A 19,328-nucleotide genomic window follows, 5' to 3' on the forward strand; every position below is an offset into this window, starting at 1 on the left:
ATCGCCGACGGTGCGACATCGCTATGGGGGTATCGATTCGGCCATACCGGTGCCCATCACGGACAACAGCCTGGCCGCTCTGGCACGGGGCTTTCGTCAACCAAACGGGTCGAGATCAGCCGAACTGGTGGCGGTACTGCACCGGGGTCAGCCCCAGGCGTTTGTCGAACATCTGGCGCATGTGCCGGGCGCTGCCGAAGCCGCTGCGAAAGGCCACGGTCTTCATCGGCAGGTCGGTGCCTTCGAGCAGGCTGCGGGCGTGGTCGATGCGGGCGGCGAGCACGAACTCCATGGGCGTCATCTGCAGCTCACGGGTGAATACCCGGGCGAAGTTGCGCACGCTCATGGCCGCCAATTCGGCCAGTTGCTCGACGCTGAACGGCTCGTGAATGTTCTCCAGCACGTGCTGCTGGATGCGCTCGAGGGGCGTGGCACCCTGCCCGGTCGGTGGCAGCAGCGGGCTGAACTGGGCCTGCCCACCCTGGCGCTTGATCACCACCAGCAGCACCTTGGCGACATCCAGCGCCAGCTTCTTGCCGTGGTCGTCGGCAAGGATCGACAGCGCCAGGTCGATGCCAGCCGTCACGCCGCCGGAGCTGAGCAGCTTGCCGTCCTTGGTGAACAGCTGATCGCTTTCCAGCCGCGCCTTGGGATAGCGCTTGGCCAGGCGATCCAGATAATGCCAATGGGTGGTCACACGATGGCCGTCGAGCAAACCCGCCTCACCGAGGATGAACGCACCGGTGCACACCGCGCCATGCCGACGCGACGCTGCGGCGGCGTCCCGCAGCCAGGCATGCAGATGCGGGTGGCTGGAGTCGTAGGCGCCGGGGCCGCCGGGCACCAGCAGGGTGTCGTAGGCGACCGGCGCGTCCTCGGCCAACTGGTCGGCCTGCATGACAATGCCGTTGGAGGCGCGCACGGCCAGCGACGACGCCCCCAGGGTGAGGATGCGGTAGTGATCGCTCTCGGGCAGATAGCGGTTGGCGACCGAAAACACCTCGATAGGGCCGGCCACGTCGAGCATCAGCACGTCGGGAAAGAGCAGGATCGCCACGGTTCTAATGGGCATGCAGGGTCTCGAAACACGGAGGGACACGGCCTGACATGGATGTCGGACAACTGCCGGGTGGGGAATCGTACGCCGATTATCGGGGCCCGACAGCCTGAATGGCAGACCCGCAAGGACCGCCTCGGTACAACACTAAAGTGTTGCTGGCAGGCGGCCAGAAAGGCACCAGCGGGATCAGGCGCCCATGAAGCGCAGGATCTGCTCGCGCAGCCAGCGCTCGGCGGGGTCCTGGTCCTGGGCGGCGCGCCAGACCATGGTCAGTTGCGCGGGGACGATATCGAACGGTGGCGCTTCCATCACCAGCCCACCGCCTTGCACCAGGGCTTCGGCGGCGTAATCCGGGATGGTGGCGATCATGTCGGAATTGCGCAGCAGCGCACCCAGGCCATTGAAGTGCGGCACGGCCAGGGCGATCTTGCGCGAGCGCTCGAGGCGCGCCAGATCCTGATCGATGTTGCCGCACAGGTCGCCGGACATGGACACCAGGGCGTGAGGCCGCGTGCAGTAGTCGTCCAGGCTCAGCGGCGGCGTGCCATCGGCAGCACGGATGACCATGGCACGGATGTCACGCAGGCTGCGGCACTTGGCGTTGGCCGGTAGCTGCGTGGTGTAGCTGATGCCGATGGACACCTCGCCCGTGGCGAGCAGCCCCGGCAACAGCAGGAAGTTGGCGTTGCGTACCACCAGCACGCAGTCGGGCGCCTGTTGGCGCAGGTGGGCGAGCAACTGCGGGAGCAGGCCGCACTCGACGTCGTCGGACATGCCGATGCGAAACACCGCGGTGCTGCTGCTCGGGTCGAAGTCCGTCACTTCGCTGATCGCCTGGGAAATGCCATCCAGCGCCGTTGGCAGGCGGCGGAAGATTTCCAGCGCGCGGGGCGTGGGCTCCATCTCGCGGCCGTTGCGCACCAGCAGCGGGTCATTGAAATAGTCGCGCAGACGGGTCAGCGACGCGCTGATCGCCGGCTGGCCGAGGTAGAGCTTCTCCGCCGTGCGCGTGAGGTTGCGCTCGTGCATCAGGCTTTCGAATACGACCAGCAGGTGCAGGTCGACCTTGCGAAGATCGTTGCGGTTCAAGAAGGTGCTCCAGAGGCCGACCGCGGCGAAGGATCACCGCGGCCGGGTGTCATCACTTGCTGGCGGTCAGCGTGAAATAGCTGGTCATCAGGTTGCGGTAGTTGGGGATGTGGTTGGACAGCAGCGCGCCCAGCCCTTCGATATCGTTGCGCCAGTCGCGATGCAACTCACAGGCCACGGAGAACCAGTTCAGCAGTTGTGCACCGGAAGCACTCATGCGGTTCCAGGCGGCTTGCTGCACGGTCTTGTCGAAGGTGCCGGAGGCATCGGTGACCACGAACACGTCGAAGCCTTCGGCGATGGCCGAGAGGGTCGGGAACGCCACGCAGACGTCGGTCACCACGCCAGCGATGATGATCTGCTTCTTGCCGGTGGCCTTGACCGCCTTGACGAAGTCTTCGTTGTCCCAGGCGTTGATCTGGCCAGGGCGGGCGATGTACGGCGCATCCGGGAACAGCTCCTTGAGTTCGGGAACCAGCGGTCCGTTGGGGCCTTGCTCGAAGCTGGTGGTGAGGATGGTCGGCAGGTTGAAGAACTTCGCGCAGTTGGCCAGGGCCAGGACGTTGTTCTTGAAGTCGCTGGGGCTGAAATCCTGAACCAGGGAGATCAGGCCAGCCTGGTGGTCGACCAGCAGAACGACGGCGTCATCTTTGTTGAGGCGCTTGTAGGGAACGGTCATGGTGATACTCCTGTTGCGTTAGGGGTGTTTGCTGAAGGGGCTTGCGGGGTATGCGGTGCCGGCACGCCGAGCAGGTGGCGAATGCGCACGGCGACGCCGTCGCGCTGGTACTGCCGGGCGTTGGCTTCGATGCGTTGCTCGGCGACGGTGACGCGGCCGTGGTGGCGCAGGTGCTCGAGCCAGGACGCATCGAAGAAGAATTCCTGCCAGAGCTGCGGGTTCTCGCTGTCCTGCAGCAGGCCCCAGGACAGCGCGCCGTTGCGCCGGCGCATGGCACGCACGGCGAGCATGGCTTCGCTGAACGCGGCGGCGTTCTCGGCGGGGATGTCGTACTCCAGGGTGACCATCACCGGGCCGCGCTCGCGGTCCATGTCGGCACTGAGTACCGGCGCGGGCCAGTGCACGGAGGGCGCCAGGTCTTCGGCAGCGGTGACCGGCAACGCGAACCCCCAGGACAGCAGCACACCGAGCAGCAGCATCGTGCCGCCGCCAGCCAGGGCAACGGTCAGCGAAAACTCGCTGGCCAGCGAACCCCAGACGATGCCGCCCAGGGCACTGCAGCCGAAGAACACCAGGATGTACACCGCCAGGGCCCGGGCCCGTACCCAGCTGGGCACCGAGGTCTGTGCGGCCACCTGCAGGCTCGACAGCACGGCGATCCAGGCGGCGCCGCTGACCAGCATCACCGGAATCAACAGCGCGAAATCGCGGATGAAGGCCAGGGCGAACAGCACGGCGGCATAGGCGACGCTGGCACCGGCGACGATCAGGTCGCTACGCAGCCGCTCACGCAGCTTGGGCAGGAACATCGCCCCGGCGATGGCACCAGCGCCCACGCAGCCGAGCAGGATGCCGAAATCCGCCGCCGTGCCCTGCAGTTCGCGGCGCACCAGCAGAGGTAGCAACGACATACCGGCACTGGCGCCGACGAAGAACGCCAGGGTGCGTACCAGCACGGCCTGCAGCGGCTTGGCACTGCGCGCATAACGCACGCCGAGGCGCACCGCGCCGAACAGCCGCTCGGCCGGCAGGATGCTCACCGTAGGCGTGCGTTTCCAGGCGTACAGGGCGGCGATCACCGCGAAGAACGACACGGCGTTGAGGGCGAAGGTCAGCCAGGGCCCGCTGAGGCTGACCAGAATCCCGGCGATGGCCGGCCCGATGGCCCGCGCCACGTTCATGCCCAGGCTGGAGAGCGCCACCGCGGCTGGCAGTTCATCCTTGCCGACCAGCTCCGGGGTGAGTGCCGACCAGGCCGGCATCATCAGCGCGGTGCCGATGCCCATGGCCAGGGTCAGCAGGAGCAACAGCGGCACGTTCATCCAGCCGAGCAGCGTCAGGCTGGCGAGCAGCACCGCCACGCTGGCCATCCACAGCTGCACGGTGAGCAGGTAGCGACGCTTGTCGACGATGTCCGCCAGGGCGCCAGCGGGCAGCGCCAGAAAGAACATCGGCAAGGCCGCCGCCACCTGCACCATCGCCACCGCGAGTGGGCTGGCAGACAACGAGGTCATCAGCCAGCCGGCCCCCACCTCGTGCATCCAGGTGCCGATGTTCGAGGCGATACTGGCCAGCCACAACCAGCGAAACACGCTGCTGCGCAACGGGCTCCAGGGGCTGGCGGGGTTCCGCTTGATGACGCTTTCCATGGCTGCTCTCGTAAACCGCACAATGACGATCTGTGTTCGTTGAAAAAATGCGCATGCCCGCAATGCAGACGTCAGCCCATGCCTCGCGAATCTCCTCCTCACCTGCGGGAGCGTCGCCATGCGTGCGAATCGCGGGCATGGCCCGCTCCCACAATCCCCGCAGGGTGGATGACGCTTCACCCATCCACCGGGGCCGAAATCGCTTGGTGGATGAAAAAAGCGTCATCCACCCTACGGGCGCCCATGCCTCGCCAATTGCCTTCTCACCTGTGGGAGCGCCGCCATGCGCGCGAATCGCGGGCGTGGCCCGCTCCCACAATTCCGTGGGGTGGATAACGCCTTATCCATCCACCGGAGCCAAAATCGCTTGGTGGATGAAAAAAGCGTCATCCACCCTACGGCGCCCATGCCTCGCCAATCGCCTCCTTACCTGTGGGAGCGTCGCCATGCGCGCGATTCGCGGGCATGGCCCGCTCCCACAATTCCGTGGGGTGGATGACGCTTCACCCATCCACCGGGGCCGCAATCGCTTGGTGGATGAAAAAAGCGTCATCCGCCCTATGGCGTGCGAGCCCATGTCCCGTAAATCGCCTACTCACCTGTGGGAGCGTCGCCATGCGCGCGAATCGCGGGCATGGCCCGCTCCCACGGTTTAATGCGGCCCGTCGTTCTCGCGCAGAGCGTGGGAACAACGAGGCCGGTTCTAGAACGCGAAGCACGAGCAGCCGAAGGCGCCCCAGAAGCCGGCGTAGTCGCTGATCGGCACCTTGCTCTGCCGGGCGCGCTCATGGCTGTGGGCATGCACGGCGCAGGAGCCGATGCACTGATGCACGGCGGCTTGCAGCGGTGCGGACGGTTTCCAGTGCCCAGGCACCTTGGCCACCGGGGACCATTCCGGCAGGACCGGCAGCGGCGGGTTGCCGAGTTTGTCGAATTCGCCGGCGCCATAGACGACCTTGCCGCCGACCACGGTGAGGACCGACTCGAGGTGCTTGATGGCTTCTTCCGTCACGCTGAAGTAATCCGCCGAGAGCACCGCCACGTCAGCCAGTTGCCCGACCTTGATCTGGCCCTTCTTGCCCTGTTCACTGGAGAACCAGGCACTGCCCTGGGTGAACAGTTGCAGGGCGACGGCGCGGGACAGACCTTCGGGGTACAGCGCGGTGCCGCCCACGGTCTTGCCGCTGACCAGCCAGTACAGCGATGTCCAGGGGTTGTAGCTGGCGACGCGGGTGGCATCGGTACCCGCACCGACCGGCACGCCTTCGGCGAGCATGCGCTTGATCGGGGGCGTGGCTTCGGCTGCCTTGGCGCCGTAGCGGTCGACGAAGTACTCGCCCTGGAAGGCCATGCGGTGCTGGATGGCGATGCCGCCGCCAAGCGCCCTGACCCGCTCGATGTTGCGCGGGGTGATGGTTTCCGCGTGGTCGAAGAACCACGGCAGGCCATTGAACGGGATGTCACGGTTGACCTTCTCGAACACGTCGAGCATGCGCGAGATGGATTCGTCGTAGGTGGCGTGCAGGCGGAACGGCCAGCGGTGCTCGACGAGGTGACGCACCACCGGCTCGAGATCGGCCTCCATGCCGGCGGGCAGGTCCGGGCGCGGCTCGAGGAAATCTTCGAAGTCGGCGGCGGAGAACGCCAGCATCTCCCCTGCGCCGTTGTGGCGGAAGTAATCGGTGCCCTGGCCGTAGGTGACGGTCTTGGTCCATTTCTGGAAGTCGGCCAGTTCTTCCTTGGGCTTCTGGGTGAACAGGTTATAGGCGATGCGCACGGTGAGCTGATCGGCGTCGGCCAGTTGCTGGATCACCTGGTAGTCGTCGGGGTAGTTCTGGTAACCGCCGCCGGCATCGATGGCGCTGGTCAAGCCGAGGCGGTTGAGTTCACGCATGAACTGCCGGGTGGAGTTGACCTGATAGTCCAGAGGCAGCGCCGGCCCCTTCGACAGCGTCGAGTAGAGGATCATCGCGTTGGGCCGGGCGATCAGCATGCCGGTCGGTTCCCCGCTGCTGTCACGCTGGATCTCGCCACCGGGCGGGTTAGGCGTGTCTTTGGTATAGCCAACCACCCGCAGTGCGGCACGGTTGAGCAGGGCGCGGTCATAGAGGTGCAGCAGGAATACCGGGGTGTCCGGCGCCGCCTGGTTGATCTCGGCCAGGGTCGGCATGCGCTTTTCGGCGAACTGGAATTCGTTCCAGCCGCCGACCACGCGCACCCACTGTGGCGTGGGTGTGCGGTCGGCCTGGTCCTTGAGCATGCGCAGGGCATCGGCCAGGGACGGCACGCCTTCCCAGCGCAGCTCCAGGTTGTAGTTCAGGCCGCCACGAATCAGGTGCAGGTGCGAGTCGTTGAGGCCGGGAATCGCGGTGCGCTTGTTCAGGTCGATGACCTTGCTGCCTGCGCCCTTGGTGGCCATGGCTTCGGCGTCGCTACCCACGGCGATGAAGCGGCCGTCCTTGATGGCGACCGCGGTGGCCTGGGGCCGCTCGGGGTCGACGGTGTGGAATTTGCCGTTGAGCAGGATCAGGTCGGCGTCGTTCATGTTCGCTCCGAATGCGTAGCCGGCGCGACCGGCGAAAGGTAAGGCGGACCAGAGCGCGCCGGCGGCGCCGAGCAGGCTGCCGGCAGCGACGACCTGGCGGCGCTTGGGATCTTTGGGATCTGAAGTCATGGCGGGGCGCTCCGGTCGGTTAGCGGGACACGAAGGCCAGCAGGTCTTCGTTGAGGCGCTGCTGGTGGGTCACGGCGAAACCGTGGGGCGCGCCCTCGTAGACCTTCAGTTCGGAGCCCTCGATCATCTGCGCGGCGAGCCTGCCGGTGGTCGCGAAAGGCACGATGGCGTCGGCGTCGCCGTGGATCACCAGGGTCGGCACGTCGACCTTGGCCACGTCGGCGCGGAAGTCGGTTTGCGAGAATGCGCTCACGCAGTCCACGGTGCCCTTGAGCGAGGCCAGCAGGGCAATGTTGAGGGTCTGAGCGAGCACGCCAGCGGAGACTTGCTGGCCCTTGTCGATGCCATAGAAGGGGGTAGCGAAATCGGCGATGAACTGCGCGCGATCCTTGAGCAGGCCGGCCTTGATGCCCGCGAATACCGACTCGTCGACGCCCTCGGGGAAGTCCGCCGCCTTGCCGAAGATCGGCGTCACCGCGCCGAGCAGCGCCAGCTTGGCGACCCGCGAGGTACCGTGGCGGCCGATGTAGCGGGTCACGTCGCCGCCGCCCATGGAGAAGCCCACCAGGGTCACGTCACGCAGGTCGAGGTGCTCAATCAGTTCAGCGATGTCGTCGGCGAAGGTGTCGTAGTCGTAGCCGGTCCACGGCTGGCTGGAGCGCCCGAAGCCGCGACGGTCGAAGGCGATGGTGCGGTAGCCACGGCTGCTCAGGTACTCCATCTGGTAGTCCCACATGTCCGCGTCCAGCGGCCAGCCATGGCTGAACAGGACGGGCTTGCCGCTGCCCCAATCCTTGAAATAGATCTCGGTGCCGTCGCGGGTCGTGAACGTGCTCATGGGCGTTTCCTCTCGGGTATCGCAATGGATGGGGAAATCAACGGGCGCTCAGCCAGCCCGCGCAACAGCGAGTAACTGCCGGCATGATCCAGAACACCACCGGCACGACGATGCACAGGGTGATCAGCAGGTTGCTCGGTACCACCGCGCCCAGGGCCGGGTACTGCTGGAACAGCGGCAGCCAAAACTGGGGGATGAGCATGGTCAGCGGGCAGATGACCAGGTAGGTCAGTACGGCCTGCTTCCACTTCGGCGGTTGCGCAGCCTGGGCGTGTTCGGGGGTGAACCAGAATTCGTGATCGCGGCTGACCTGGGTCTGGTCGCCGCCGTCGAGCAGTGGCAGCACTTCGTCGATCAGCAGGCGGCGGCGGTCGGAGGCGATCCACTCGTCCAGCTGCCAGCTTTCGGCGAAACGCAGGACGGTGGTGAAGGTGTCGCTCTGCCCGTCCGAGCGAATCACGTTCACGCCCAGGTGACCGCTCTGCTGCTCGGCGGCCGTCAGGGCACGCTTGAGCCAGGCCTCGTAGGCCGGCACATGACCGGGGCGCACCTTGTGCTGGATGACCAGGGTCACCACGTCGCTGGGTTGAACGGCAGTCATGGTCACTGGCCTCCTGCCAGATGCACGCAGCCGGGCCACACACGCAGACGCTCGACGGTGGATGGCGAGGCGCGCAGCAACGGCTTCAAGGGGCTGACCCTCGTGGCAAAAATCGACGAACCGCAGGGCCATGCAACGAGCGCCAGCGGCATCCCGGAGTCGGGCCCTGAGGCGCACGACGACCGTGCAGCCACTATGCCGCCGGGGTCGGCTTATCGATTGGACGTATGTGCTGAATCGTCGCAAGCCGAGGGGATCGGCCGCAGGGCGTGGCTACTGCAGTACCAGCTCGACGAGCAGGAACAGGCCGGCGATGCTCAACAGCAGCACGCCCAGCCAGAAGAACGAGGCGCCACGCTGTACCGCGGTGTCGATCACCGCGCGCTTGGGGAACGCCGGGTCGTAGCGCACCGAGACCGCATCGCCTTTGCGGTAGTGGCGCCAGCTGCTCATGCTGCTTTCGTGCATGTGCAGGTTGCCGTGCTCGTCGCGCCACTCGAAGCGCGGGTAGCGGCTCGAGGTATTGAGCCCCCAGTCACTGGCGATGATTCGCCCCTGGGCCAACTGCCAATCCTGGCTGGCGCGGCGACGGGACAGGCCAATGCCCACCAACACGGCGCCGACACAACCGAAGACCAGGGCGAGAAACACGGAAACAGGCATGACGGACTCGAATAGTGGAACGTCATCAGTAGGCGCATTAGCGAAGCGAAGGTTCATGGAAAAACCGCACCGTTCGGCGGTTGTATGATCTCCCTCCTCCCGTACGTAACACCGCACGTCCGAAATATCCGGCGGCCGATAGCCCGTGAAAATTTAGGTTGAGTTTTCTGCAACCTCCCCCTGTCCATAATCATGGACACGGATTAAGGAGAGTCACCGATGAAAACCACCAATACCCTCAGCGTTCTGCTCGCCAGCCTGATGGTCGCGGGCCTTGCCCACGCGGCCGATCCTGCAGAGCAGGAACCTGCCCGCGAGGTCTATCAGGAGCAGGTGCTCAAGCAGCAGCCTGATCAGGAAGACCCGCAGGCCAAGGACCCGATGCACATCGGTGATCTCAAGGAAGGTACCCCGGCGCCGCACAAGTACTGGCGCGAGGATTACGCCATCAAGGACCTGAAAAAACATGACCTGCCCGAGCCGGAAGACAAGGAACACGAGCAGTGGGTGAAGATCGGTACCGACTATGTGTTGTTGAATAACAACACCGGCACCATCCAGCGCATCATCAAGGGCAAGTAACCGCTCTGGCGCAGCGTTCCGGCGCTGAAATAAAGCTTATCAGCGGCGCGTAAATGGCTATTATTCACTGACGTTTCCGCCATGATCATATGTCGGCCCTTTCTCTTCTAGGGATGGATGATGAAAGCTTCAGTTCGAACCCATCGTAGCGAGCTCATGCGCGGTGCCACGGCGATAGCCGTTGGTGCCGCGCTGGCGTATGGCGGTGCCTATCTGCTCGCCATGCTGCGAGGTGCGCCGCAGCAGACCGCGCCCGAGGTCTTCGAGGTGGTGCCCGCCGTTGCAACGCACAAGCCGCAGGTGGTCGAGCCGCCTGCGCCCGGTGAAGATCCCTGGTGGCGCGGTGATGCGGCGTTCTGGCAGGAGCAGGCACGCCTCAACAGTGCCGTGGTCGCGCCGCAGTACCGCGACCTGCAAGTCGCCTGGTCGGAGAAGATGGCGGCCAATGCCAGGCAACGTGCCTTGCAGGATCCCAACGGCAACGAGCCACTGGCGATGCCGGCCAATGAAGCACAAACCACCGAATTGCAGATCCCCGAGAAGCCGCGCCGCTGAGCGCAGCCCATTACCGTTTCAAGGTTTTCGTCGCGCTGCGACCAATCCACGGAACGCTTGCCCGCCTGACGGCTCAAACCCCTGCCTTGACCCTGTAACACGCGCCTGTGCACGCTGACGCGCGCATAATGCCGCCCTCAAGCAGCCCTCCCCTGAACGCACCGGGCTGCGCATATCGTTGGAGCCCTCGATGGAATTCATTCACCTGGTTATCGATTTCATTCTGCATATCGACCAGCACCTGGCGGCCTTGACCGCCCAGTACGGCACCTGGATCTACGCGATCCTGTTCCTGATCGTGTTCTGTGAAACCGGCCTGGTGGTCACCCCTTTCCTGCCGGGCGACTCGTTGCTGTTCGTGGCCGGTGCCATCGCCGTGCACGGCACCATGAATGTGCACCTGCTGGTACTGCTGCTGATCACCGCGGCGATTCTCGGCGACGCACTGAACTACACCATCGGCCGCTTCATGGGCCAGAAGCTGTTCAGCAACCCGGACTCGAAGATCTTTCGCCGCAGTCACCTGGAGGTGACCCAGAACTTCTATGCCCGGCACGGCGGCAAGACCATCATCCTGGCGCGCTTCGTCCCCATCGTGCGGACCTTCGCGCCCTTCGTCGCCGGCATGGGCCGCATGAACTACGCCCACTTCGCGGCCTACAACGTGGTCGGGGCGATTCTCTGGGTGACCCTGTTCACTTACGGCGGCTACTTCTTCGGCAACCTGCCGGCGGTACAGAGCAACCTGCACTACCTGATCATCGGCATCATCGTGGTATCGATCCTGCCAGGCGTGATCCAGCTGATCCGCCACAAGATGAACAGCTCGGCCCGTGTGCAGACGCCTTGACCGGCGAATCGCAGACATGAAAAAGCCCCGGAATTCCGGGGCTTTTTCTTGCCTTGCCGCTGTCGGTCAGGACTGCGGGGCGGCGGGTGCAGGTGCGGGGGCTGTCTGGGTACGTTCGTTCCAGCCACCGCCGAGCGCTTTGTAGAGCTCGATCTCGCTGGTGAGCTGCGACAGACGCACACCGATCAGCTCCTGCTGCGCGCTGAACAGCTGGCGCTGCGCATCGAGCAGGGTCAGGTAGCTGTCCACGCCAGTACGGAAGCGGCGATCGGCGAGATCGTAGTAGTTCTCGGAAGTCGCCACCAGGCTGCGTTGCGCCTGCAGTTGCTCTTCATAGGTACCCCGGGCAGCCAGGCCGTCGGAGACTTCCTGGAAGGCGGTCTGGATCGCCTTCTCGTAGGTCGCCACCTGGATGTTCTTCTGGATCTCGGCATAGTCGAGGTTGGCGCGCAGACGCCCGGCCGTGAAGATCGGCAGGTTGATCTGCGGCTGGAACAGCCAGGTACCCGAACCACCATCGAACAGCCCCGACAGCTGGCTGCTGGCGGTGCCGGCGTTGGCGGTCAGGCTGATGCTCGGGAAGAACGCGGCACGCGCGGCGCCGATGCTGGCATTGGCGGCGAGCAGTTCACGCTCGGCCTGCAGCACGTCGGGACGACGCTGCAGCAGATCGGACGGCAGGCCAGCGGGAACGTCCGCCAGCAGCTGCTTGCTCAGGCCTTCGCCTTGCGGCAGATCGGCCGGCACGGGGCCACCGAGCAGCACGCCCAGGGCGTTGCGGTCCTGCGCCACCTGACGGGTGTACTGCGCCAGGTTGGCCTGAGCGGTCTGCACCGAGGTGCGCGCCTGGCTCAGAGATAGGGCATCGGTCACGCCGACGTCGAAGCTGCGCTGGGTCAGTTCCAGGCTGCGCTGGAAGGTGCCCAGCGTCTCGCGGGTCAGCTTGAGCAGCGCTTCATCGGCCTGCAGGGTCAGGTAGGCGTTGGCCACACTGGCGATCAGGCTGATCTGCGTGCTGCGCTGCGCTTCTTCGGTCGCGAAGTACTGCTGCAGGGTCTGCTCGTTGAGGCTGCGCAGGCGACCGAAGAAGTCGACTTCCCAGGCATTCACACCGACGGTGGCGCTGTACTGCCCGCCCACGGCGGAGCGGCCGGTCTGCGACAGATCGGCTGGCGTGCGCTGACGGGTACCGCTGCCATCGGCCGAGATGTTGGGGAACAACTCGGATCGCTGGATGCGGTACTGGGCACGATAGGCGTCGACGTTCAACGCGGCGACGCGCAGGTCGCGGTTGTTGTTCAGCGCGGTTTCCACCAGACGCTGCAGCGCCGGGTCACGCAGGAACTCGCGCCAGCCGAGATCGGCTGCGGCGACGGCGCCCTGCACGTTGCTGCCCTCGTAAGCCTTGCCCTGGGGCCAGGCTGCCTCTACCGACGCCTCGGGGCGCTGGTAGTCGGGGATCATGGTGCAGCCGCTGAGCACGATGCCCGCGACTGCCAGAGACAACAGGGACTGCCTCACTGGACGGCCTCCTCATCGTTGATTTTTTTGGCGCTCTTGTCCTTGAACATAGAGCTGACGACCACATAGAACAGCGGAATCCAGAAGATAGCCAGCACCGCGGCGGTGATCATGCCGCCGATCACGCCCGTACCGATGGCGTGCTTGCTGCCGGCACCGGCGCCGCTGGAAATCGCCAGCGGTACCACACCGAGGATGAAGGCCAGCGAGGTCATGATGATCGGACGCAGACGCATGCGGCAGGCTTCCACCGCGGCCTCGAGATGGCTCATGCCCTGCTCGTGCAGCGACTTGGCGAACTCGACGATGAGAATCGCGTTACGCGCCGACAAGCCGATGGTGGTGATCAGGCCCACTTGGAAGAACACGTCGTTGGACAACCCACGCCCCAGGGTGAACAGCAAGGCGCCGAGGATACCCAGCGGAACCACCAGGATCACCGAGAACGGAATCGACCAGCTTTCGTACAGTGCCGCCAGGCAGAGGAACACCACCAGCAGCGACAGCGCATAGAGTGCCAGCGTCTGCGAACCCGCCAAGCGCTCCTCGTAGGACTGACCGGTCCAGTCGAAACCGACACCCTGCGGCAGCTCGGCAGCGATGCGCTCGACTTCGGCCATGGCCTCACCCGAACTGTGCCCTGGCGCCGGCGCACCGAGAATCTCGATGGCGCTCACACCGTTGTAGCGCGACAGCTTGGGCGACCCGTAGGTCCATTCGCCGGTGGCGAAGGCGCTGAACGGGACCATCTGGCCCTGGTCGTTGCGCACGTGCCATTTGCTCAGGTCTTCAGGGTTCATGCGCGAGTCGCTTTCACCCTGCAGATAGACCTTCTTGACCCGGCCGCGATCGATGAAGTCGTTGACGTAACTGCCACCCCAACCGATTTGCAGGGTGCTGTTGACGTCCGACAGGGAGACACCCAGGGTGCGCACCTTCTCGTCGTCGATCAGCAGCTTGTACTGCGGTTCGTCGAGCAGACCGTTGGCCCGCACGCTGGACAGCACAGGGCTCTGGTTGGCCAGTTGCAGGAACTTGTCACGAGCCTCGTTCAAGGTAGCCTGGCCGACGCCGGCGCGATCCTGCAGGAACAGGTTGAAACCGGTGGCGTTACCCAGCTCCATGACCGCAGGCGGAGCGAAGGCGAAGACCATGGCATCGCGGAACTCACCACCGAAGAACCGGCCCTGAGCACGCTGCGCCAACTCGGCAACGCTGGTACCGGCAGCGGTACGCTCGGACCACGGCTTGAGCATGATGAACGCCATGCCCGAACTCTGGCCACGGCCGGCGAAGTTGAAGCCGGTTACGGTGAACACCGAGTTGACCACGTCCTTCTCGTCTTCGAGCAGGTATTTGCGCATGTCGTCGACGACAGCCTGGGTACGCTCGGCGCTGGAACCCGACGGGGTCTGTACCTGAGCGAACAGCACGCCCTGATCTTCCTCGGGCAGGAACGCCGAGGGAATCAGGGTGAACAACCAGCCCGCGACCGCAACGATCACCGCATAGATGATCAGGAACGGCGCCTTGCGCTTGACCACGCCACGCACGCCACGCTCGTAGCTGTTGACGCTACGCTCGAAGGTGCGGTTGAACCAGCCGAAGAAACCACGCTTCTCGTGATGGTCGCCCTTGGCGATGGGCTTGAGCATGGTGGCGCACAGCGCCGGGGTGAAGATCAGGGCGAGGATCACCGAGAGCACCATGGCCGAAACGATGGTGATGGAGAACTGCCGGTAGATGACCCCCACCGAGCCGCCGAAGAAGGCCATGGGCAGCAGTACCGCCGACAGCACCACGCCGATGCCCACCAGCGCGCCCTGGATCTGGCCCATGGATTTGCGCGTCGCTTCGAGTGGCGAGAGCCCCTCCTCGCGCATGACCCGCTCGACGTTTTCCACCACCACGATGGCGTCGTCCACCAGCAGGCCGATGGCCAGGATCATGGCGAACATGGTCAGGGTGTTGATGCTGTAGCCGAATACCGCGAGCACACCGAAGGTACCCAGCAACACCACCGGTACGGCGAGGGTCGGGATCAGGGTCGCACGGAAGTTCTGCAGGAACAGGTACATGACCAGGAAGACCAGCACGAAGGCTTCGATCAGGGTCATGATCACGCCGTGAATGGACTCCTGCACCACGGGGGTGGAGTCGTACGGCATGACCACTTCCATCCCGGCCGGGAAGAAAGGCTTGAGCTCATCGATGGTCGCGCGAATCGCCTTGGCGGTATCCAGGGCGTTGGCCCCGGTGGCCAGCTTGATCGCCAGACCCGATGCCGGGTTGCCGTTGAACTGGGCGCGGATGTTGTAGTTCTCGCCGCCCAGCTCGACTCGGGCGACATCGCCCAGACGAACCTGGGAACCGTCACGGTTGACCTTGAGCAGAATCTCGCGGAACTGCTCCGGGGTCTGCAGACGGGTCTTGCCGATGATGGTGGCGTTGAGTTGCTGACCCGGGCCAGCAGGCAGGCCGCCGAACTGACCGGAGGAGATCTGCACGTTCTGCGCTTCGACCGCGCTACGCACGTCGACCGGAGTCAGCTGGAAGTTGTTGAGCTTGGCCGGATCCAGCCAGATACGCATGGCGTACTGGGCACCGAACACCTGGAAGTCACCGACGCCCGAGGTACGGGAGATCGGGTCCTGCATGTTGGCGACGATGTAGTTGGAGAGATCCTGGTTGGTCATGCTGCCGTCGGTGGAAACCACGCCGATGACCAGCAGGAAGTTCTTCACGGCCTTGGTGACGCGCAGGCCCTGCTGTTGCACTTCCTGAGGCAGCAGCGGAGTAGCAAGCTGCAGCTTGTTCTGGACCTGAACCTGAGCGATGTCCGGGTTGGTACCCTGGTTGAAGGTAACGGTGATCTCCATGCTGCCATCGGAGTTGCTCGCCGAGCTGATGTAACGCAGCCCGTCGATACCGTTCATTTGCTGCTCGATCACCTGGACCACGGTGTCTTGCACGGTCTGTGCGGAAGCACCCGGGTAGTTGACCTGGATGCTCACGGCGGGGGCCGCGATGCTCGGGTACTGGTTGACCGGCAACTTGAGGATGGACAGACCGCCCGCCAGCATGATCACCAGCGCGATCACCCAGGCGAAGATGGGCCTGTCGATGAAGAAATTCGACATCGTGAAATCGCTCCTTAGCGGTTGTCAGCCTGGTCGGAAGCCGACGCCTGCTGCTGCGGTTCTGCCACGTTCTTCGCGTCGGTGGTCTTCACCTCGGCGCCTGGCTGCACGAACTGCAGACCTTCGGTGATCAGCTTGTCGCCAGGGTTCAGGCCTTCGAGGATCAGCCAGCGGTTGCCCGCGGTGCGCTCGGCCTTGAGCTGACGCAGCTCGACCTTGTTCTCGGCATTGACCACCAGGGCGGTCGGCTCACCTTTGGAGTTGCGGGTGACGCCTTGCTGGGGCGCGAGGATGGCTTGCTTGTTCACACCGGCAGCCAGGCGCGCATGCACGAACATGCCGGGCAGCAGGTTGTGATCCGGGTTGGGGAACACGGCGCGCAGGGTGACCGAACCGGTGCCCTCGTCGACCGACACTTCGGAGAATTCCAGGGTGCCTTCATGCTCGTAGTTGCTGCCGTCTTCGAGACGCAGTTGAACCTTGGCGGCGTTGTCGCCTGCCTTCTGCAGTTGACCGCTTTCCAGCTCGCGGCGCAGACGCAGCAGATCCTTGGTGGGCTGAGTCACGTCGACGTAGATCGGATCGAGTTGCTGAATGGTCGCCATGGCGTTGGTCTGGCCGTTGCTGACCAGGGCACCCTCGGTGACCGCGGAACGACCGACGCGACCGGCGATGGGCGCCATCACCTTGGTGTAACGCACGTTGATGCGCGCCTGCTCCAGCGACGCTTCGGCCTGCAGACGGGCAGCCTGGGCTTCATCGTAGGCCTGACGGCTCACGGCCTGGTCGGCGACCAGATCCTTGTAGCGCTCGGCCAGCGACTTGGCCGAAGCCAGGGTCGCCTGGGCGCTCTTGGCAGCGGCTTCATAGACCGACGCATCGATCTGGTACAGCTGCTGGCCAGCCTTGACTTCAGAACCTTCCTGGAACAGACGCTTCTGGATGATGCCATCGACCTGCGGACGCACTTCGGCGATACGGAAGGCGGCGGTGCGGCCCGGCAGTTCGGTGGTCAGCGTGTAGGGCTCGGCCTGCAGGGTGACGATACCGACGGTAGGCGCCTGTTGCGGTGGTGGCGCGGCGTCTTCGCTGCAACCAGCGAGCGTCAGCGTGGCCAGAGCGATAGCGGAAACCATAGCGGCGAAGGCTGGCTTCTTCTGCATCTGAAAGGACCTCATTTTCATATTGATTCGAGCCGCACGGGCGGTACCTGGCAGATAGCCGAGGTGGATACTGGGAGATAGGTGGTAAATATACTTACATCCGAGAATGTTTGTAAACGCATCTTTTGTGTAACACTGTGGTCTGCCTCAGACCCTGAGACGGGGTTTTCATCCACTTTTTCATTTCCTGGGACCTGCCAGATGGTGAGACGCACCAAAGAGGAAGCCGAAGAAACCCGAGCGCACATCCTTGATGCAGCGGAGCGGGTGTTCTATGCCAAAGGCGTTTCCAGCACCTCGCTGGCCGATATCGCGGCCTCGGCAGGTGTGACTCGAGGCGCCATCTATTGGCACTTCCAGAACAAGGTGGACGTGTTCCAGGCCATGCTGGACCGCCTCATGCTGCCCCAGGAAGAGCTGGCCCGGGCCTGCGAGAGCGAAGACGAGCCCGACCCGTTGGGCAGCATGCGCCAGTTACTGGTGCAACTGCTGCTGCGCATGTACAGCGACGCCCAGTGCCGCCGGGTTGGAGAAATCCTGCAATACAAATGCGAATACACCGCCGAACTCGGCGACCTGCGCCAACAGATGCAAACATTCAACCAAGATTGCGATCAGCGCATTGCAAAGACGTTACGCAATGCCGTGAACCGCGGCCAGTTGCCTGCCGATCTCGACTGCCAGCGAGCCGCCATCTGCCTGCACGCCTATATGGACGGCATCCAGGCACACTGGTTGCTCAACCCGGAAGCCTATGACCTCGGCGCCCACGCCCATGCCATGGTGGAAGCGATGATCGACATGCTTCTGCACAGCAAGGCACTGCGCACAGCCTGAGCCGAACTCGGTCGAGTGCGGTCACAACTGCATGATCGACTGCCATCGGAGATATGCCATGCGCTTCGCCGCATCCCTGCGTCACCTGAGCATCCTGCTGCTGGTGGCGACCCTCGGCGCCTGCGCCAACTGGGCGCCACGCGACCCGCTGCACATCGACCTGGTCGGCCTAGAGCCCCTACCGGGCGAGGGCCTGGAGGTTCGTTTCGCGATGAAGCTGCGGGTGCAAAACCCCAATGAAAGCGCCATCGACTTCAATGGCGTGTCGCTGCAACTGGATATCAATGATCAGCCCCTCGCCCGGGGCGTCAGCGACCAGAGCGGCCAGGTACCGCGCTTCGGCGAAACCGTGATCAGCGTACCGGTGACCATCTCCGCCTATTCGGTGTTCCGCCAAGCCTGGGGCGCCAGCGCCCATCAACCTGGCCAGAGCCTGCCGTATCAACTGCGCGGCAAGCTCGCCGATGGCCTCTTCGGTACCCGCCGCTTCAGCGACAGCGGGCAACTGACCTGGCCACCGGCACAGCCCAGCGTCAGGTAGTGGGCTCGTTTTCCGGCAGGATCTCCTTGTCGCCCGGCGCCTTGCCTTCTTTCGAGAAATGTTCGATCACCGCATTGAGCTCGGCGCCGAACAACAGCACCGCACAGGAGATGTGCAGGTACAGCAGGAAGATGATGATCGCCCCGATACTGCCGTAGGTGGCGTTGTAGTTGGCGAAGTTCTGCGCGTAATAGGCGAAGCCCAGCGATGCGGCGATCCACACCACCACCGCCAGCACCGAGCCCGGGGTGATGAAGCGGAAGCGCTGCTCGACATCCGGCGCCACGAAGTACACCACCGCCACGACGATCATCAGCAGGGAAATCGCCACCGGCCAGCGCAGCCAGTTCCACAGGGTAACGACGATCTGCTCGATGCCGATCTGCTGCGCCAGCCAGCTCATCACCTGCGGGCCGAGCACCATCAGCGCGGCAGCGGTGAGCAGGGCAGCGGCGATGCCGATGGTGTAGAGCAGCGACAGGGGGATGCGCTTCCAGGGCTTGCGCCCCTCTTTCACGCCATAGGCCTTGTTCATCGCGTCCATGGTCGAGCGCACCGCCGACGAAGCCGTCCACAGCGCTACCACGATACCGATGGAGAACAGGCCGGCTTTCTGGGTCTGCAACTGATCGATGACCGGGTTGACCAGCTCCACCGTGGACTGCGGCAGCACCAGCTCCGCCTGTTGGCGCAGCCAGTCGAAGAACGGTTGCATGTCCAGCAGGCTGATCAGCGCGACCAGAAACAACAGAAAGGGAAACAACGAGAAGAACATCTGGAAGGCTAGGGCCGACGCGTAGGTGGGCAGCTCGTCCTCGATGAAGTCACTCACCGTTTTCTTCATCACCTGGAACAGGCTGACACCCTCTAACTTGGGTAAAAACAT

Annotated in this window: 17 protein-coding genes; 5 read left to right on the plus strand and 12 right to left on the minus strand. The window is 64.3% G+C overall.

Features of this window, described 5'->3' with window-relative positions; all coding sequences use genetic code 11:
* Window positions 1–115 precede the first annotated feature (115 nt).
* The 8 genes from QRN22_RS15950 to QRN22_RS15985 all read right to left on the minus strand — a co-directional run bounded on the left by QRN22_RS15950 (window position 116) and on the right by QRN22_RS15985 (window position 9,253).
* The gene (locus QRN22_RS15950; protein ID WP_042556280.1) at window positions 116–1,066 is read right to left on the minus strand and encodes a GlxA family transcriptional regulator; all 951 of its coding nucleotides are present in this window, start codon (window positions 1,064–1,066) and stop codon (window positions 116–118) included.
* A gap of 180 nt (window positions 1,067–1,246) precedes the next feature.
* Entirely contained in the window at window positions 1,247–2,149 is a 903-nt protein-coding gene (locus tag QRN22_RS15955) for a LysR family transcriptional regulator (protein WP_042556202.1), read from the minus strand.
* A 52-nt stretch (window positions 2,150–2,201) separates the two neighbouring features.
* Window positions 2,202–2,828, minus strand: a complete 627-nt coding sequence (ycaC, locus tag QRN22_RS15960) for an isochorismate family cysteine hydrolase YcaC (protein WP_042556201.1) — start codon at window positions 2,826–2,828, stop codon at window positions 2,202–2,204.
* Entirely contained in the window at window positions 2,825–4,477 is a 1,653-nt protein-coding gene (locus tag QRN22_RS15965) for an MFS transporter (protein WP_042556200.1), read from the minus strand. Before QRN22_RS15965 ends, ycaC begins: the two co-directional genes overlap by 4 nt.
* Before the next feature lie 703 nt (window positions 4,478–5,180).
* Window positions 5,181–7,022 carry an amidohydrolase gene (locus QRN22_RS15970; protein ID WP_179540103.1) on the minus strand — a complete coding sequence of 614 codons (1,842 nt, stop codon included), beginning with the start codon at window positions 7,020–7,022 and terminating at the stop codon, window positions 5,181–5,183.
* Between the two features lie 148 nt (window positions 7,023–7,170).
* Window positions 7,171–7,989 (minus strand): alpha/beta fold hydrolase, encoded by an 819-nt coding sequence (locus QRN22_RS15975; protein ID WP_042556197.1) that lies wholly within the window; start codon window positions 7,987–7,989, stop codon window positions 7,171–7,173.
* A gap of 37 nt (window positions 7,990–8,026) precedes the next feature.
* Window positions 8,027–8,590: an antibiotic biosynthesis monooxygenase gene (locus QRN22_RS15980; protein WP_042556196.1), complete on the minus strand. Its 564-nt coding sequence runs from the start codon at window positions 8,588–8,590 to the stop codon at window positions 8,027–8,029.
* A 273-nt stretch (window positions 8,591–8,863) separates the two neighbouring features.
* On the minus strand, window positions 8,864–9,253 hold the full coding sequence (locus tag QRN22_RS15985; protein ID WP_042556195.1) for a DUF3592 domain-containing protein: 390 nt from the start codon (window positions 9,251–9,253) through the stop codon (window positions 8,864–8,866).
* Between the two features lie 219 nt (window positions 9,254–9,472).
* Between QRN22_RS15985 and QRN22_RS15990 the strand changes: the two genes are divergently transcribed.
* The 3 genes from QRN22_RS15990 to QRN22_RS16000 all read left to right on the plus strand — a co-directional run bounded on the left by QRN22_RS15990 (window position 9,473) and on the right by QRN22_RS16000 (window position 11,240).
* The gene (locus QRN22_RS15990) at window positions 9,473–9,835 is read left to right on the plus strand and encodes an RcnB family protein (RefSeq protein WP_052493861.1); all 363 of its coding nucleotides are present in this window, start codon (window positions 9,473–9,475) and stop codon (window positions 9,833–9,835) included.
* Between the two features lie 120 nt (window positions 9,836–9,955).
* A complete protein-coding gene (locus QRN22_RS15995; protein WP_156152793.1) occupies window positions 9,956–10,390 on the plus strand; it encodes a hypothetical protein in 435 nt (144 codons plus the stop codon).
* A gap of 190 nt (window positions 10,391–10,580) precedes the next feature.
* A complete protein-coding gene (locus tag QRN22_RS16000; protein WP_042556193.1) occupies window positions 10,581–11,240 on the plus strand; it encodes a DedA family protein in 660 nt (219 codons plus the stop codon).
* A gap of 66 nt (window positions 11,241–11,306) precedes the next feature.
* Here the strand turns inward: QRN22_RS16000 and QRN22_RS16005 are convergent, their stop codons facing one another.
* From QRN22_RS16005 to QRN22_RS16015, 3 genes are read right to left on the minus strand one after another with little or no spacing between them, the layout of a single operon-like run.
* Entirely contained in the window at window positions 11,307–12,761 is a 1,455-nt protein-coding gene (locus tag QRN22_RS16005) for an AdeC/AdeK/OprM family multidrug efflux complex outer membrane factor (protein ID WP_042556192.1), read from the minus strand.
* The gene (locus QRN22_RS16010; RefSeq protein ID WP_042556191.1) at window positions 12,758–15,901 is read right to left on the minus strand and encodes an efflux RND transporter permease subunit; all 3,144 of its coding nucleotides are present in this window, start codon (window positions 15,899–15,901) and stop codon (window positions 12,758–12,760) included. The genes QRN22_RS16005 and QRN22_RS16010 overlap by 4 nt, the downstream gene beginning before the upstream one ends.
* 14 nt (window positions 15,902–15,915) lie before the next feature.
* Window positions 15,916–17,064 (minus strand): efflux RND transporter periplasmic adaptor subunit, encoded by a 1,149-nt coding sequence (locus tag QRN22_RS16015; protein ID WP_042556190.1) that lies wholly within the window; start codon window positions 17,062–17,064, stop codon window positions 15,916–15,918.
* Window positions 17,065–17,265: 201 nt separating this feature from the next.
* Here QRN22_RS16015 and QRN22_RS16020 point away from each other — a divergent pair, with 201 nt between their 5' ends.
* Entirely contained in the window at window positions 17,266–17,901 is a 636-nt protein-coding gene (locus QRN22_RS16020; RefSeq protein ID WP_042556189.1) for a TetR family transcriptional regulator, read from the plus strand.
* A 58-nt stretch (window positions 17,902–17,959) separates the two neighbouring features.
* Window positions 17,960–18,442, plus strand: coding sequence for an LEA/WHy family protein (locus QRN22_RS16025; protein ID WP_042556188.1), 483 nt, complete (start codon window positions 17,960–17,962; stop codon window positions 18,440–18,442).
* Here QRN22_RS16025 and QRN22_RS16030 read toward each other — a convergent pair.
* A complete protein-coding gene (locus QRN22_RS16030; protein ID WP_042556187.1) occupies window positions 18,435–19,328 on the minus strand; it encodes a YihY/virulence factor BrkB family protein in 894 nt (297 codons plus the stop codon). The two genes, QRN22_RS16025 and QRN22_RS16030, sit on opposite strands and share 8 nt — an antisense overlap.

This window comes from Pseudomonas sp. MEJ086 (assembly GCF_030209025.1).
GTDB lineage: Bacteria > Pseudomonadota > Gammaproteobacteria > Pseudomonadales > Pseudomonadaceae > Aquipseudomonas > Aquipseudomonas fulva_A.